Source organism: Roseitalea sp. (assembly GCF_984466335.1).
In genome coordinates this window covers 1-12,490 of record NZ_CFIFWG010000089.1, presented here as the reverse complement: position 1 = coordinate 12,490, position 12,490 = coordinate 1, and the positions used below count along the sequence as shown (strand labels likewise).

General features: G+C 67.3%; 14 protein-coding genes and 1 tRNA gene. 9 read left to right on the top strand and 6 right to left on the bottom strand.

Features of this window, described 5'->3' with window-relative positions; all coding sequences use genetic code 11:
• On the bottom strand, positions 1 to 2,649 hold a 2,649-nt coding region (locus AC5E6L_RS09480; protein ID WP_491772858.1), incomplete at its 3' end, for a glutamate synthase central domain-containing protein.
• Between the two features lie 617 nt (positions 2,650 to 3,266).
• Here AC5E6L_RS09480 and AC5E6L_RS09475 point away from each other — a divergent pair.
• Genes AC5E6L_RS09475 through AC5E6L_RS09460 form a run of 4 tightly spaced genes read left to right on the top strand, consistent with a single transcriptional unit; the run spans position 3,267 to position 5,996 of the window.
• The gene (locus AC5E6L_RS09475) at positions 3,267 to 3,575 is read left to right on the top strand and encodes a BufA1 family periplasmic bufferin-type metallophore (RefSeq protein ID WP_491228427.1); all 309 of its coding nucleotides are present in this window, start codon (positions 3,267 to 3,269) and stop codon (positions 3,573 to 3,575) included.
• A gap of 42 nt (positions 3,576 to 3,617) precedes the next feature.
• A complete protein-coding gene (gene bufB / locus AC5E6L_RS09470) occupies positions 3,618 to 4,583 on the top strand; it encodes an MNIO family bufferin maturase (protein WP_491772856.1) in 966 nt (321 codons plus the stop codon).
• Complete coding sequence (locus AC5E6L_RS09465; RefSeq protein ID WP_491772854.1) at positions 4,567 to 5,367, top strand: HvfC/BufC family peptide modification chaperone; 801 nt, start codon at positions 4,567 to 4,569, stop codon at positions 5,365 to 5,367. The genes bufB and AC5E6L_RS09465 overlap by 17 nt, the downstream gene beginning before the upstream one ends.
• Positions 5,364 to 5,996, top strand: coding sequence for a DoxX family protein (locus tag AC5E6L_RS09460; RefSeq protein ID WP_491228424.1), 633 nt, complete (start codon positions 5,364 to 5,366; stop codon positions 5,994 to 5,996). The genes AC5E6L_RS09465 and AC5E6L_RS09460 overlap by 4 nt, the downstream gene beginning before the upstream one ends.
• 93 nt (positions 5,997 to 6,089) lie before the next feature.
• Here AC5E6L_RS09460 and AC5E6L_RS09455 read toward each other — a convergent pair whose 3' ends face one another.
• Positions 6,090 to 6,560 (bottom strand): Hsp20 family protein, encoded by a 471-nt coding sequence (locus AC5E6L_RS09455; protein WP_491228423.1) that lies wholly within the window; start codon positions 6,558 to 6,560, stop codon positions 6,090 to 6,092.
• 283 nt (positions 6,561 to 6,843) lie between these two features.
• On the opposite strand from AC5E6L_RS09455, the gene AC5E6L_RS09450 reads away from it, so the two are divergent.
• Together AC5E6L_RS09450 and AC5E6L_RS09445 are read left to right on the top strand one after the other, a co-directional pair.
• Positions 6,844 to 7,245 carry a hypothetical protein gene (locus AC5E6L_RS09450; RefSeq protein WP_491228422.1) on the top strand — a complete coding sequence of 134 codons (402 nt, stop codon included), beginning with the start codon at positions 6,844 to 6,846 and terminating at the stop codon, positions 7,243 to 7,245.
• A gap of 144 nt (positions 7,246 to 7,389) precedes the next feature.
• On the top strand, positions 7,390 to 8,328 hold the full coding sequence (locus tag AC5E6L_RS09445) for an alpha/beta fold hydrolase (protein WP_491228421.1): 939 nt from the start codon (positions 7,390 to 7,392) through the stop codon (positions 8,326 to 8,328).
• Between the two features lie 33 nt (positions 8,329 to 8,361).
• Here the strand turns inward: AC5E6L_RS09445 and hisN are convergent, their stop codons facing one another.
• Both hisN and AC5E6L_RS09435 read right to left on the bottom strand, forming a co-directional pair.
• Positions 8,362 to 9,144: a histidinol-phosphatase gene (gene hisN, locus AC5E6L_RS09440; RefSeq protein WP_491228420.1), complete on the bottom strand. Its 783-nt coding sequence runs from the start codon at positions 9,142 to 9,144 to the stop codon at positions 8,362 to 8,364.
• 183 nt (positions 9,145 to 9,327) lie between these two features.
• Complete coding sequence (locus tag AC5E6L_RS09435) at positions 9,328 to 10,218, bottom strand: N-formylglutamate amidohydrolase (protein WP_491228419.1); 891 nt, start codon at positions 10,216 to 10,218, stop codon at positions 9,328 to 9,330.
• Positions 10,219 to 10,428: 210 nt separating this feature from the next.
• On the opposite strand from AC5E6L_RS09435, the gene cpdR reads away from it, so the two are divergent.
• From cpdR to AC5E6L_RS09420, 3 genes are all read left to right on the top strand, one after another.
• On the top strand, positions 10,429 to 10,791 hold the full coding sequence (gene cpdR, locus AC5E6L_RS09430) for a cell cycle two-component system response regulator CpdR (RefSeq protein WP_491228418.1): 363 nt from the start codon (positions 10,429 to 10,431) through the stop codon (positions 10,789 to 10,791).
• 85 nt (positions 10,792 to 10,876) lie between these two features.
• A tRNA-Val gene (locus AC5E6L_RS09425) sits at positions 10,877 to 10,951 on the top strand.
• Between the two features lie 97 nt (positions 10,952 to 11,048).
• Positions 11,049 to 11,540 carry a MaoC family dehydratase gene (locus tag AC5E6L_RS09420; RefSeq protein ID WP_491228417.1) on the top strand — a complete coding sequence of 164 codons (492 nt, stop codon included), beginning with the start codon at positions 11,049 to 11,051 and terminating at the stop codon, positions 11,538 to 11,540.
• On the opposite strand, the gene AC5E6L_RS09415 is transcribed toward AC5E6L_RS09420, so the two are convergent.
• Both AC5E6L_RS09415 and AC5E6L_RS09410 read right to left on the bottom strand, forming a co-directional pair.
• Complete coding sequence (locus AC5E6L_RS09415) at positions 11,527 to 12,105, bottom strand: sarcosine oxidase subunit gamma (RefSeq protein ID WP_491228416.1); 579 nt, start codon at positions 12,103 to 12,105, stop codon at positions 11,527 to 11,529. The two genes, AC5E6L_RS09420 and AC5E6L_RS09415, sit on opposite strands and share 14 nt — an antisense overlap.
• Positions 12,098 to 12,490 (bottom strand): glycine cleavage T C-terminal barrel domain-containing protein (locus tag AC5E6L_RS09410; protein WP_491772849.1); only part of this gene is annotated, 393 nt, incomplete at its 5' end. The genes AC5E6L_RS09415 and AC5E6L_RS09410, both read right to left, overlap by 8 nt.

Below are 12,490 nucleotides of genomic sequence, written 5' to 3'. Positions count from 1 at the left end.
CAGCCCGCGTATCGTCTTGGCGCGCCGGCTCTCGGCGTTCACCTCGTCGGCGAACCGATGATATTCGTCCGGCGCCTGACGGCGCACCGCATGTTGCAGGGAGGCCACCGCCTCCGGCGTCCACACATGGTCCTCGCCGCGCATGCGGTACATGTACTCGCCGCCCACGTCGAGCGCGGTGCGCAACACGGGGTCGTCGGAGAAGGCCGCCTCGTGCCGGCGGACGGTCTCCTCGGCGACCTCGGCCAGTCCCACGCCCTCGATCGTCGTCGCCGTGCCGAAGAAGAAGCCGTCGACGAAGTCGCCCGCAAGGCCGACCGCATCGAAGATCTGCGCGCCGCAATAGGACTGGTAGGTCGAAATGCCCATCTTGGACATGACCTTCAGGATGCCCTTGCCGATCGACTTGATGTAGCGCTCGACCACCTCGTGCCGGTCGACCTCGGGCGGGAACTCGCCCCGCTCGTGCATGTCGGCCAGCGTGTCGAAGGCCAGATACGGGTTGATCGCCTCGGCGCCGTAGCCGGCAAGGCAGCAGAAATGATGCACCTCGCGCGGCTCGCCCGATTCCACGACGAGGCCGACCGAGGTGCGCAGGCCCTTGCGGATCAGCGCGTGATGCACCGCCGCCGTCGCAAGCAGGGCGGGAATGGCGATCCGGTCCGGCCCGATGCGGCGGTCGGACAGGATGATGATGTTGTAGCCCATATGGACGACTTTTTCGGCCCGCTCGCAGAGCCGTTCGAGCGCCGCCTTCATGCCGTCCGCGCCCTGGTCGGCCGGATAGGTCGTATCGAGCGTCTTGGTGTCGAACAAATCCTCTGAATGGCCGATCGAGCGGACCTTCTCAAGATCGACGTTCGACAGGATCGGCTGGCGGACTTCGAGCCGCTTGCGCGTGGCATGGCCCTTCAGGTCGAACAGGTTCGGACGCGGGCCGATGAAGGAGACAAGGCTCATCACCAGCTCCTCGCGGATCGGATCGATCGGGGGGTTGGTCACCTGCGCGAAGTTCTGCTTGAAATAGGTATAGAGCAGCTTGGACTTGTCGCTCATCGCCGAGATCGGCGTGTCGGTGCCCATCGAGCCGATCGCCTCCTGGCCGGTCGTGGCCATCGGCGCCATCAGCATCCTCGTGTCTTCCTGGGTGTAGCCGAACGCCTGCTGCCGGTCGAGCAGGGTGACGTCGTCGCGCACCGGCCGCACCGGCACGGGGTCGAGGTCCTCCAGAATGATCTGCGTGTTCCGAACCCAGTCGCGGTACGGATGCATCGCGGCCATTTCGTGCTTGATCTCCTCGTCGGAGACGATGCGGCCCTTGTCCATGTCGATCAGCAGCATCCTGCCCGGCTGCAACCGCCATTTGGCGGTGATGGTCTGCTCGGGCACGGTGATCACGCCCGCCTCGGAGGCCATGATCACCCGGTCGTCGTCGGTGACGACGTAACGCGCCGGCCTCAGCCCGTTGCGGTCGAGCGTCGCGCCGATCTGGCGCCCATCGGTGAAGGCCACCGCCGCCGGCCCGTCCCACGGCTCCATCAGGCAGGCATGGTACTCGTAGAAAGCCCTGCGCGCGTCATCCATCAGCATGTTGCCGGCCCAGGCTTCCGGGATCAGCATCATCACCGCGTGCGCCATCGAGTAGCCGCCCTGCACGAGGAATTCGAGCGCGTTGTCGAAGCAGGCCGTGTCCGACTGGCCTTCATAGGAGATCGGCCACAGCTTGGAGATCTCCTCGCCGAACAGCGGCGAGGCGACGGACGCCTGCCGCGCCGCCATCCAGTTGACGTTGCCGCGCAGCGTGTTGATCTCGCCATTGTGGGCGACCATCCGGTAGGGGTGCGACAGCTTCCAGCTCGGGAAGGTGTTGGTCGAAAAGCGCTGGTGGACGAGCGCCACGGCGCTTTCGAAGCGCGGATCGCGCAAATCGTCATAATAGGCGCCGAGCTGATAGGCCAGGAACATGCCCTTGTAGACGATCGTGCGCGAGGACATCGAGACGATGTAAAAGCCGTTGTCGCGGCCGTCGGTCTCGCCGTAGACGCGGTTGGAGATCACCTTGCGCAGGATGAACAGACGCCGCTCGAACGCATCGCCGTCGAGCCCGCCCGGCCTGGCGAGGAAGACCTGCACATGCGCCGGCTCGCTCGCGGCGATGTCGGGATCCCTGGACAGGGACGCATTGTCGACCGGCACGTCGCGCATGGCGATCACATCGACGCCCTCGGCGGCCGCGGCCTCGCCGATGATGTCGACGCAATGGTCGCGAAGGGCCGCATCGCGCGGCATGAAGACGTGCGCCACCGCATAGTCGCCCTCGGCGGGCAAGGCAACGCCCTGTCCGGCCATCACGGCGACGAGGAAAGCGTGCGGGATCTGCACGAGCATGCCCGCGCCGTCGCCCATCAGCGGGTCGGCGCCCACCGCGCCGCGATGGGTCAGGTTCTCCAGCATCGCCAGCCCGTCGGCGACGATCCGATGCGACCTTTCGCCCTTCATGTGGGCGATGAAGCCGACGCCGCACGCATCGTGCTCGTTGCGCGGATCGTAAAGGCCCTGGGCAGCGGGAAGACCGGCGCGCTTGCCGGCGGCGGCGCGCCGGGGGGTCGCCTGGCCGCGAGCCGGCGCGAACTGGCGCGATGGCATCATCTTCTTCATCATCTTCCCTCCGGTTCGTCGAGGCGCGCGCCCCGCGCGCCCGTTGGCGCCGCCAGCCTCCAACGCGCCCTGTCGCAGCCGGCGTCGGTCCGGGTCCGTCACCGGATCGGGTCCGGCAGCGCGATCCGCTTCGTCGCCATTTTGGACGTTGCCCTGCTGCTTTATCGGGCGCGTTCGGGTCCGGGACGGGCGTTTTCCGTCGACGGACCCCTAATAGGACAGCATTGCTGACCTGATTTATGGCAGATTTCGCCACAATTCACAAGGTCGGCGTGCCAAAGATTGCCGGTGCGGCCCAAACACGCGATGAAGCGCCGCACGCAATCCCTTGGGGCCATCTTTTGGGGCCACCCTTTAGGGCCATGTCCGCCCTATCCGTTTCGCTGCCGGCGACCGGGCGGGCGGCGACCGAGCCATCTCCGATATCGGCGCACCGGGCTCTGGCCGGCCCTCGGTGCCGCCCTTTCGGGCCCTGCGGAAGCCTCACGCGCAGATCACGGCGAAGTGATATCCGATAACGGCCCGTTGATTTCCCATTTATCGGCGCTTTTGGAAGCTTCCGCCCGTCCGGCGCGGTGCCGGACATTGGTTCCTGAAGGGAGACATCCATGTCCAAAGCAACCAAGACCGTCCTGTCCGGCGCTGTGATCGCCGGCGCCGTCGCCGCCGCCGTCGCCGGCGGCAATCTTGCGGGCGTCACCGACGCGCACGCCGCCAACGAGAAGTGCTTCGGCGTTTCGCTGGCCGGCGAGAACGACTGCGCCGCGGGCCCCGGCACCACCTGCCAGGGCACCTCGACCGTCGACTATCAGGGCAATGCGTGGACCTTCGTGCCCGAAGGCACCTGCGCCACGATCGAACTGCCCGGCGACCGCATGGGCTCGCTGAGCGAACTCGATCGCGACCTGCCGGCCTGATCACGGCCGGCTTTCCCTTGCTGCAAACCGGAGTCCGACGCCATGACCAACGCTCTCAACCGCGCCCGCCATGGCGCCGTTTCCGCCGCCTCCTCCCCTCGGGGCGGCCTCCGGTTTGCGGCAAACCCGGCCTTCCAGGAGGCCACGATCCCAGCTTCGGCCGGGGTCGGGTTCAAGTCCGATCACCTGGCCGCGATCCTCGCCGATCCCGGTTCGGTCGGCTTTCTGGAAGTGCATGCGGAAAACTATATGGGCGATGGCGGCCCGCCGCACCGCACGCTCGAACGCGTCCGCCGCGACTTCCCGCTTTCCCTGCACGGCGTATGCATGTCGATCGGCGGCCCCGATCCGCTGGACGAGGATCACCTGGCGCGCTTCGCCGCCCTGTGCGAACGCTATGAGCCCGGCCTCATCTCCGAGCATCTGGCCTGGTCGACCCATGAAGACGTCTTTCTGAACGATCTGCTGCCGCTGCCCTACACGAACGAAACGCTCGCCCATGTGTGCGGCCATATCGACCGCATGCAGGAGGCGACGGGGCGACGCATGCTGCTCGAAAACCCGGCCACCTACGTGGTGTTCGACAATTCGGCCATGAGCGAGACCGACTTTCTGCGCGCGGTCGTCGCGCGCACCGGCTGCGGCCTCCTGCTCGACATCAACAACGTGTTCGTATCGGCCACCAATCACGGCTATTCGGCGCGCGCCTATCTGGCCGCCTTTCCGCTCGGGCATGTCGGCGAGATCCATCTGGCGGGGCACACCGAACAGGAGGACGACGAAGGCGCGCTGCTTCTGATCGACAGCCACGACAGGCCGATCGCCGATCCGGTCTGGACGCTCTATGAAGAGGTGATCGCGCGCACCGGCCCGATCCCGACGCTTGTCGAATGGGACAGCGACCTGCCTGAATGGCCGGTTCTGCGCGGCGAGGCCGACAGCGCCAACGCGATCCTCGAACGCCATGCGGCACCGGCCGGCGAGGCGCGTCATGCGGTCCCTGCCTGACCTGCCCGCCGCCCTCGACACGGAGGGCTTCGCCGCCGGGCTGCTCGACCCGGATCGCGCTACGCCCGCCCATGTGGCCGGCCCGCGCGGCAAGGCGGCCGTCAAGCGCTACAATGTCTATCGCAACAATGTGACGGTCAGCCTGATCGACGCCATGGCCGACATCTTCCCGGCCGTGTGCAAGCTGACCGGCGAGCGGTTCTTCCGCGAGATGGCGCGCGCCCATGTGCGCGCCCATCCGCCCCGGTCGAAGCTTCTGTTCCGCTACGGCGAGACCTTTGCGGACTTCATCGCCGGCTTCGCTCCGGCGCGGTCCCTGCCCTATCTGCCCGACGTCGCCCGCGCCGAGCGCGCCTGGCTGACCGCCTTTCATGCCGCCGACGCGACGCCGCTCGACCCGGCAAGGCTGGGTACGATTCCGCCCGACCGCATCGCCCAGGCGCGCTTCGTCATGCACCCGGCCTGCGCGGTCATCGCCTCCGCCTACCCGGTCTTTCGCATCTTCGCCATGAACCGCGACCTGATGGAACAGGCGCCGATCACCGGCGCGAGGGCCGAGGCGATCCTGATAACCCGGCCGGCCGACAAGGTTACCGTGACCCCGATCGCCCCGCCCGCGGCGCGTTTTGTCGCCGAACTGGCATCGGGCGCGACACTGGGCACCGCCGCCGGCGCGGCGACGGACGAGGACGACGCATTTGACTTGAACAGCGCCCTGACGGCACTGTTGTCGACGGGGGCGCTCGCCGCCGTCGCCGCGCCGCAATCAGGAGGGGAACCATGACCGATTCCGCCAGTGGAGACGGGCGCGCGCCCGAACCGCCCGCCCCGTCGGGGCCGGTCGCGGCGATCGTGCGCCTGCACGATGTCGTTTTCGGCGGGATCGAACGGGCGACCGCCGGCTGGTTCACCGGGCTTGCGGCGCGTTTGGCCTTCGCCAGCGTTCTGGCGCTCTATTATCTGAATTCCGGCTGGCAGAAGCTCGGCGACGGCGTTTTCGGCTTTTTGAACCCGTCGCTTGGCGCCTATGCGTCGATCCTGCCGTCGGTGATGGAGCATTACGGCTTCGACATCGCCGCCATTCCGTTCTTTCCCTGGCATGTGATCGTGCTGCTGGGCACATGGACTGAGATCATCCTGCCGATCCTGATCGTCATCGGCCTGTGGAGCCGGATCGCAGCGCTCGGCATGATCGTCTTCGTCATCGTGCAGAGCTATGTCGACATCGCCTTTCACGGGCTTGAGGGACGCTTCGTCGGATCGATGTTCGACCGCCTGCCCGATGCCGTCATCTACGACCAGCGCCTGATGTGGACAGTGCTCCTGGCGCTGATCGTGGCGCGGGGGCCCGGCAGGCTGTCGGTCGACCATCTGCTGGGCCGGCGCTACGCGCGTCAGCGGCCGAAAGGGTGACCGCCGACGAGGGAGGGCGCCGGCGGTCGGTCGGACCCCGCAAGCGACCTGCAAGGGGCCGCCCGCGGGGTCCGATGGGTCCTGATCGACAGGTCAGTTCCGGGCCTTGGCCTCGATTTGCCTGGCCGAAGCGCCGTTGCCGCGGCTGATCTCGATCTTGCGGGGCTTCATCGAATCGGGGATTTCTCGCTCCAGATCGATGTGCAGAAGACCGTTTTCGAGCTGCGCTCCGGTCACTTCGACATAGTCGGCAAGCTGGAAGCGGCGTTCGAAGGCGCGCGAGGCGATGCCGCGATGCAGAACGTCCCGCGTCTCGTCCGGCCTGTCCTCGGGCTTGGCGCCGGCCACCTTCAGCACATTGGCCTTGGCCTCTATGGCCAGGTCCTCTTCGGCGAAGCCGGCAACCGCCATGGTGACGCGGTAGGCGTTCTCGCCCGTCCGCTCGATATTGTAGGGCGGATAGGTCTGGCCGTTGTCGGGCTGGCCGAGCGAATCGAGCATGGTGAACAGCCGGTCGAAGCCGACGGTGGAGCGATAAAGTGGCGAAAAGTCAACGTGTCGCATGGGTTCTGTCCTCCAGTGAGCAACATCGAACATGTGCGGCCGCAGACACCCGCAAGGCATGTCTGATGCGTGGCCGGCAGGCCCGAAAGGCGCCTGCGCGCCTGATATGGTAAGCGCCGATTTTCGGTTCAAGCCCCTCCTTCGGGGCCGACATGAACGGCGGATGAACGGCCGCTTCCGGCCCCGTTCAGGCGCACCGTGCCATGGTGGCTTCACGTTGCCCGAAAGATGCAACGGCAAACACCGCAGCACCCATGGTCCCAGCCGAAAGGAAACCGGCATCATGCTGAAAGCTCCCCTCCTTGCCGCCGGCTTTATAGCGGCGACCGCCCTTGGCACGGCCACGCCCGCCGACGCCCGATCGGTGGACGCCACCATCATCGTCGGCCCGGCCGCAACCGTTCAAACGGTCCACCATCGCAGCCATCATCACGCCCTGCCCAAGCGCGCCGTCGTCCGCGGCCTCCATAAGCGCGGCTATCGCGACGTGCACCGCGTCCACTTCCGCAACGGCTACTGGCGCGCCCGCGCCTATGGCCGGCGCGGCCTGATCGCGCTGAAGATCCACCCCCGGAGCGGGCAGGTCGTCCAGCGCCGGGTCCTGCACCACTATCATCCCTCGCCCCGCCGGCATGGCCATCGCCAGGGTCGCGGCAGCCTGACCTTCTCGTTCGGGATCAACTGATCCCGCCATCGGACCGGCCGGACCGCAACGTCCCTTCGCGTCCGGCCGGCGACCGGAGGCGCCCGAACGGCGTCTCCGGTTTTCCTTTGACGTCGAGCTGGCAGCCGCCTATCACGGCGCGCAGTCGCAATGGGCGAGCCGACCATGAGCGTCCTTGTTCCCTTTGAGGGCATCGCCTGCCCCGACCCCTTCAGGCAGGGCCGCAGTCGGACCGACGACGGCTTTTCGCTGCGCTATTGCGTCTTCCGGACCGATGTCTCCCCCTGCAAAGGCGCGGTCATCCTGCTGCACGGCCGCAACGAATGCATCGAGAAATACGGCGAAACCTGTGCCGATCTTCTGGCGCGCGGGTTTGACGTTGGCACGTTCGACTGGCGCGGCCAGGGCGGCTCGACGCGTTTTCTGCGGGACGCCCGGCGCGGCTATGTCGACGATTTCGCCCAGTACGAGGCCGATCTGGACCATATGCTGGCCGATGTGTTCCTGGCCGAGGCGCGGCCGCCCCTGTTCGTGCTTGCCCATTCGATGGGGGCGCTCATTGCGCTTTTGGCCGCGCCGCGCCTTTTGAATCGGATCGAGCGCATGGTCCTGTCGGCACCGCTCCTGGGCCTGTCGCCGGAGGGTCCGCCGGCATCCCTTCTGGCACCGTTGACGTCCGCGCTGCACTGTCTGGGCCTGGGGCGGACCTATATGGGCAGGGGCGGCAAGGGCACCGCCGGCATCGGCTTCGAAACGAACGGGCTGACGTCCGATCCCGTCCGCTTCGCCCGCAACAGGCGCATCCTCGATCCGGCCGGCGGGCTCGGCCTCGGCGCACCGACGGCCGCCTGGCTGCGCGCGGCGATCGCCGGCATCGAGCGCGCGCGCGGTAGCGCGCACATGGCCGCGATCCGCGTGCCGGTGCTGATGGTCGCCGCCAGCGCCGACCGCATCGTCTCGACCGCCGCCATCGAGGACGCCGGCCGCCGCATGCGCGCCGGATCGACGATCGCGGTTTCGGGCGCGCGCCACGAGCTGATGCAGGAGGCCGATGTCTATCGCGACCAGTTCTTCGCCGCCTTCGACGCCTTCATTCCCGGCTAGGCGTGCTTCCAACTCGGGGACAGCCTCTAAGCCTCAGCGATTGAGGATGTCGAGCGCGGCGGCGTGCAGCTCGGCCGAGCCGGCGGCGATGACGTCGCCACCCCGTTCGGGCCGGCCGCCGTCCCAGCGCGTCACGACGCCGCCCGCCTGCTCGATCAGCGGCACAAGGCCGCAAATGTCGTAGGGCGCAAGCCCCGGTTCGACGGCGATGTCGGCATGACCCGCCGCGACCATCGCAAAGCCGTAGCAGTCGCAGCCGTAGCGCGGCAGGCGGACCGCCGCTTCGAGCGCGTCGTAGCGCGCCCGCCTGGCGCCCTGATAGAGCGCCGGCGTGGTGGTGAAGAGCGTGGCCGCCGCCAGTCCGACGCCGGAGCGGGTGCGCAGCGTCCGCGCCTCGTCATCGCCCCGAATCAGCACCGCGCCTCCGCCGTCCGCAAGGTACAATTCGTCGGTGAAGGGCTGGTGCATGAAGCCGCTGCGGGCGATGCCGTCCACCGTCAGGCCGACGAGCGTGCCCCAAACCGGCAGCCCGGAGATGAAGGCGCGCGTGCCGTCGATGGGATCGATGATCCACACATGGCGCCCCCTCTCGCCCTGGCTGCCATATTCCTCGCCGACGATGCCGTGGTCCGGATGGCGTTCGGCGATCAGCGCGCGCAAGGCGGCCTCGGCGGCCCGGTCGGCCTCGGTGACCGGATCGAACCCCTCGCCCAGCTTGTTGACGACCTGGCCCGCGGCGCGAAAGCGCGGCAGGGTCTCGGCCGCCGCCACGCGCGCCAATTCGATCAGAAACCCGCGCTCGGGCAGTTCCGCCATTGTTCCGTCCCCCTGGATCATGCTGCACCTGCGAAAAACAACGCTGTCGGCGCTTGACAAGTGTGCATCGCAACATAGACTGGCCCTCGACAGGATCTCCTGTCGCGCCCTCCTTGGGCGTTTCCTCCCTAGACTTTGGCCGCATTCACCCGAATGCGGTCTTTTTTGCTTTGGTGGAAGGCCCTATTCGGCGGCGACGGAATAGTCCGCAAAGGTGCTTGCGGGCAAGTTCACGAGCATGCGCATGAAGCGAAAAAGATCCGCGCGCAGAGCCTCGAAGCCCGGCTTTCGGGCCAGCGTCCGCTCATCGACATAGAGCCCGCGATTGATCTCGATCTGGATCGCGTGCAGGCCCTTTGCCGGCCGGCCGTAATGCTCGGTTATGAAGCCCCCCGCATAGGGCTTGTTGGCCGTGACCAGATAGCCCATGGACCGCAGGATGCGCGCAGCGCTTTCGCTGATCCCGGCGCTCGCGCTGGTGCCGAAGCGGTCGCCCAGGACGAAGTCGGGGCGGGTGCCCTCGGCGCCGATCCGGATCGAGGCCGGCATGGAATGGCAATCGACCAGAACGGCGTAGCCGAAGCGCCGGTAGGTTTGCGCCAGGAGCCCGCGCAGGGTCGAGTGATAGGGCTTGTAGATGGTCTCGATGCGCTGGCGCGCCTCCCCGAAACCGATGCGCCGCGCATAGATGGGCTGGCCCTCCGAAACCACGCGCGGCACCGTGCCCAGCCCGCCCGCGACGCGGATCGACTGGCGGTTGGCGAACGCCGGAAGGCGGTCCGAGAACATGCGCGGATCGAGCTCGTAGGGCTCGCGATTGACGTCGAGATAGGCGCGCGGGAAGTGGGCGAGCAGCATCGGCGCGCCCAGGCGCGTGGCCCCGTCGAACAATTCGTCGACGAAAAAGTCCTCCGAACGCCGCACGGCCGTCTCGTCGAGCCGGGTCATGTCGAGGAACCGCCGTGGGTAGTGCCGGCCGCTGTGCGGCGAATTGAACACGAAGGGCACGCTGTGTTGCTGCGGCGCGCGAACCTCGAACGCGGGATGGTGACAGAAGTCGGGCGCGATCAACATGGAAATCGGAAAGTCCCTGCCGCATATGTTTACCTGCGACAGTGTTGACAGGCGCGCCGGGCCGTGTCCAGAGGACATTGGCGCGCAAGTGCGGGCCCGGTTGACGCACGATTGACGCCCCCGGGCATATGCCGCATTTTTACCGCGCTTTGCGATGAGCGGGTGCCGATGCGCCGTCGACCGCCGTGGGGACGAAGAAGAAGCAGGACGATGCAACGGATTTTGCTGGCAGAAGACGATAACGACATGCGCCGTTTCCTGGTCAAGGCCCTGGAGAAGGCGGGTTACGAGGTGATCGACTTCGACAATGGCGCAAGCGCCTATGAGCGGTTGCGCGAAGAGCCGTTCACGCTGCTTCTGACCGACATCGTGATGCCCGAAATGGACGGCATCGAACTGGCCCGCCGGGCGACCGAGCTCGATCCGGATCTCAAGGTGATGTTCATCACCGGTTTCGCCGCCGTCGCGCTCAACCCCGATTCCCAGGCCCCAAGGGACGCCAAGGTTCTGTCTAAGCCGTTCCATCTGCGCGATCTGGTCAACGAGGTCGAAAAGCTGATTCAGGCCGCCTGAGCCCGATCGGGAACCTTGCCGCAACCGGCCGCCACGGCCACTTGACCGCCACGGCCGTTCATGGTGTATGCCGCCCCACACGGATGGGCGATTAGCTCAGCGGGAGAGCACTTCGTTGACATCGAAGGGGTCGCTGGTTCAATCCCAGCATCGCCCACCATCCCTTTCGATTGACTTGCCCGGGATTTGCGAAGCGCTCGCCAGGCTCTAAGAGCCTCGGGCCGCCAAACCTTCCAAGGAGCACGAGGTGCCCCGCCATGACCGAGCCCGCCCCGGACAAACGCCGCGTTTCGATCGACGCGCTTCCCGCGCTGGTCGGCACGCATGTGGGCACGTCCGCTTGGCGCACGGTCACCCAGGCCATGATCGACGGGTTCGCCGAGGCGACCGACGACCGCCAGTGGATTCACACCGATCCCGAGCGCGCGGGGCGCGAGACGCCCTTCGGCGGCACGATCGCGCATGGCTTTCTGACCCTGTCGCTGCTGTCCACGCTCGCCTACGAGGCGCTGCCCGAACTCAAGGGCGATGTTCGGATGGGCGTCAATTACGGCTTCGACCGGGTGCGCTTCCAGGCCCCGGTCAAGTCGGGCGCGCGCGTGCGCGCCGTTTTCATGCTCGGCGATGCGGACATCCGCCCCTCGGGCCGCATCCTTTTCACCTATGACGTCACGCTTGAGATCGAAGGCAGCATGAAGCCGGCGCTCACCGCACGATGGCTGACGCTGATGGTCGTCAAACCGGCCTGATCTGCGCGCCCGGCCAGCCCAGATCGCGCGCCGCGTCCGCCAGATAGGCGAACACATAGTCCGAAAAGGACCGCCACACCTCGATGCGGAACGTCTCGGCTGCCGGCCGGTACAGCACGATCTCGGCCTTGCCGAAGACGGTGCGCGAACAGGCGCCGACCGGAAACGCCTCAAGCGATACATTGTGCGGGCAGCCATGGGCGATCAGTTCCGCCGCACTGACGCCGGTCACCATGATCGCCGTGTTCCGGTGCGAGACGTCGACGGCGCTGTGCGGCGCTTCGATCCCGGCGAGCGCGGCCGCCGGATCGGCCGCCTCGTCGACGATCAGCCATTCGTCCGGACCGAGCCACAGGGCAAGACGCGCGCCGGAGACGGCGCTCTTCTTGGGACGGCGCGGCAGCTTGACGCCGAGCGCATCGGACAGGGCCGCAACGGCCGACGGGGCGCAGCGCAGGCTAAGCCGGTGCGCGGCCGGCGCCGGGTTGATGGAGACGCCGCCGCCCGCGGCGCTGCGGCCGGCCAGCGGATGGGCGCGACCGGCGATCGCGGCAATGTCAGCCATCGGCGCCCTCCGTTTGCGGGTTCCAGAAATTGGTGTCGCGAACCTCGACTTCGATGACGCCATCGGGCATCGGCACGTGGAGCGTCTCGCCCATGCGCGCGAACCCGTCCTCGACCAGCGCCATGGCGATCGGCGCCCCGCAATTGTCCGACCAGTAGGACGAGGAGACCCAGCCGATCATCGTCATGGGCGGCGCCTGGCCCGGATCGGCGACGATCTGCGCGCCTTCCTCCAGCACCGTCTTGCCGTCCCTCGATCCGAGGCCGACCAGTTGACGCCTGCCCTTGGCCAAGAGATCGGGACGCTGCAAGCCGCGCATGCCGACGAAATCGGCCTTCTTCCTGCCCACGGCCCAGGAAAGCCCCGCATCGTGCGGCGTCACCGT

Coding starts and splice junctions, on each gene's coding strand:
- AC5E6L_RS09475 (WP_491228427.1), top strand. CDS start 3,267: ATGTCCAAAGCAACCAAGACCGTCCTGTCCGGCGCTGTGATCGCCGGC.
- bufB (WP_491772856.1), top strand. CDS start 3,618: ATGACCAACGCTCTCAACCGCGCCCGCCATGGCGCCGTTTCCGCCGCC.
- AC5E6L_RS09465 (WP_491772854.1), top strand. CDS start 4,567: ATGCGGTCCCTGCCTGACCTGCCCGCCGCCCTCGACACGGAGGGCTTC.
- AC5E6L_RS09460 (WP_491228424.1), top strand. CDS start 5,364: ATGACCGATTCCGCCAGTGGAGACGGGCGCGCGCCCGAACCGCCCGCC.
- AC5E6L_RS09455 (WP_491228423.1), bottom strand. CDS start 6,560: ATGCGACACGTTGACTTTTCGCCACTTTATCGCTCCACCGTCGGCTTC.
- AC5E6L_RS09450 (WP_491228422.1), top strand. CDS start 6,844: ATGCTGAAAGCTCCCCTCCTTGCCGCCGGCTTTATAGCGGCGACCGCC.
- AC5E6L_RS09445 (WP_491228421.1), top strand. CDS start 7,390: ATGAGCGTCCTTGTTCCCTTTGAGGGCATCGCCTGCCCCGACCCCTTC.
- hisN (WP_491228420.1), bottom strand. CDS start 9,144: ATGGCGGAACTGCCCGAGCGCGGGTTTCTGATCGAATTGGCGCGCGTG.
- AC5E6L_RS09435 (WP_491228419.1), bottom strand. CDS start 10,218: ATGTTGATCGCGCCCGACTTCTGTCACCATCCCGCGTTCGAGGTTCGC.
- cpdR (WP_491228418.1), top strand. CDS start 10,429: ATGCAACGGATTTTGCTGGCAGAAGACGATAACGACATGCGCCGTTTC.
- AC5E6L_RS09420 (WP_491228417.1), top strand. CDS start 11,049: ATGACCGAGCCCGCCCCGGACAAACGCCGCGTTTCGATCGACGCGCTT.
- AC5E6L_RS09415 (WP_491228416.1), bottom strand. CDS start 12,105: ATGGCTGACATTGCCGCGATCGCCGGTCGCGCCCATCCGCTGGCCGGC.